Annotated in this window: 2 protein-coding genes; both read right to left on the bottom strand. The window is 60.7% G+C overall.

Features of this window, described 5'->3' with window-relative positions; genetic code table 11:
* Positions 1–458, bottom strand: a 458-nt coding sequence (locus EN984_RS33200) for an adenosine kinase (RefSeq protein ID WP_164765861.1), incomplete at its 3' end; no start/stop codon positions are given.
* A 100-nt stretch (positions 459–558) separates the two neighbouring features.
* Positions 559–1,734 (bottom strand): methionine adenosyltransferase, encoded by a 1,176-nt coding sequence (gene metK / locus EN984_RS33195; RefSeq protein ID WP_063169265.1) that lies wholly within the window; start codon positions 1,732–1,734, stop codon positions 559–561.
* Positions 1,735–1,834 lie beyond the last annotated feature (100 nt).

The raw sequence follows: 1,834 nt of genomic DNA, 5'->3' as shown, positions 1-1,834 counted from the left end.
GTGACCTTGGCGCCGGACGCCTTGTCGGCTTCGACATCCTCAGGGCCAAGCTCGACGCAGGCGCCGAGATAGGTGTTCATCGAGCGCTCGCCGTCGGGGGTGACGAAGATCATCGAGCGCGCCGTCGGCGGCTCGCCCTTGAGCGGCGTGGTGTCGAAGGCGACGCCCTGTGCATGAATGTCGTGCGCGTAGATTTCGCCCAGCGCATCGTTGGAGACCTTGCCGAAGAAGGCCGCGCGGCCGCCAAAGCTGGCGACGCCGGCCGCCGTGTTGCCGGCACTGCCGCCGGACGCTTCGATCGCCGGACCCATGCGGCTGTAGAGCAGTTCGGCGCGTTGTGTGTCGATGAGGTTCATCGCGCCCTTGATGATGCCGTTGGTCTCGAGGAATTCCTCGTCGCACTGGGCGATGATGTCGACAATGGCATTGCCGATGCAAAGCACGTCATAATCCGGCATCAAAATCTCCGCCAAAACCCGAGCCGGCTTCTTGCCACGCCGGCCGGGCGTGGTCTCGCGAGTTGGAATGGGTTGCCGCATGCGCTTGATCCAGCCGCCCTCACGCAGCTGCCGGTCCGGCTTCACGCAGCAAATCGTCAGCTTTGTCCGTCTTCTCCCAAGTGAACTCAGGCTCTTCACGCCCGAAGTGTCCGTATGTCGCCGTCTTGCGGTATATCGGCCGTAAGAGATCAAGCATCTTGATGATGCCTTTCGGTCGGAGATTGAAAACCTCGAGAACAAGGCGCTCGATCCTTTTTTCCTCGATCCTTGCGGTTCCGAAGGTATTGACCATGACAGAAACCGGACTGGCCACGCCGATCGCGTAGGCAAGCTGAACCTCGCAGACCTCCGCAAGGCCGCTGGCAACGATGTTCTTCGCGACATACCGGGCGGCATAGGCCGCCGAGCGGTCAACCTTGGATGGGTCCTTGCCCGAAAAGGCACCGCCGCCGTGACGCCCGGTCCCACCGTAGGAATCGACGATGATCTTCCGTCCTGTGAGGCCGCAGTCGCCGGCAGGCCCACCGACCACGAACCGCCCTGTTGGGTTGACCAGAAATCTGATCCCCGAAGTATCCAGGTGGGCCGGCAGGACCGGTTTTATGATCTCCTCAATGACGCCTTCGCGGACCGTGGCTTGTGAGACCGCTTCGTCATGCTGCGTTGACAGGACTATGGTATCCAGCGCCACCGGGCGGAGCCCTTCGTAGCGTACCGACACTTGAGATTTCACGTCCGGACGCAGCCAGCCAAGCTGTCCCGCTTTGCGGACCTCGGCCTGTCTTTTCGTCAAATGGTGAGCGAGTTGGATCGGCAGGGGCATCAATGTATCCGTCTCGTTGCATGCGAATCCAAACATGATGCCCTGATCCCCTGCCCCTTGCCCGAGATCCTGCCCTCGTCCTTCATCAACGCCCTGGCTTATGTCGGGCGACTGCTCGGTGAGGGCCAGAACGACGGCGCAACGTCGACCATCAAAGCCAATCGCATCATCGTCGTAGCCAATATCGAGTATCGTATCGCGGGCGACTTGGCTGTAATCGATGTGGGCATGGCTGGTGATCTCGCCAGCCACAACGACCATCCCCGTCTTCACCAACACTTCACAGGCGACGCGCGCCTTCGGATCGGTGCGCAGGACCGCATCGAGAATGGCATCGGAGATGTTGTCTGCCATCTTATCGGGGTGTCCCGCGCCGACGGATTCGGAAGAGAACACGAACTGCCTGGTCATAAAAATGCCCTCGCTTCAAGTGCTGGAGTTAGTGAGGAGTTTCTGGATTGGGGTGGCTTATCGGTCGGGGATGCCGGGAACATCGAACGCAGTGCAGAAG

It is taken from the genome of Mesorhizobium sp. M7A.F.Ca.CA.004.12.1.1 (genome assembly GCF_003997835.1).
In the GTDB taxonomy this organism is placed as follows: domain Bacteria; phylum Pseudomonadota; class Alphaproteobacteria; order Rhizobiales; family Rhizobiaceae; genus Mesorhizobium.
The sequence above is the reverse complement of the archived record's forward strand: the minus strand, read 5'-3'. Positions and strand labels throughout refer to the sequence as shown.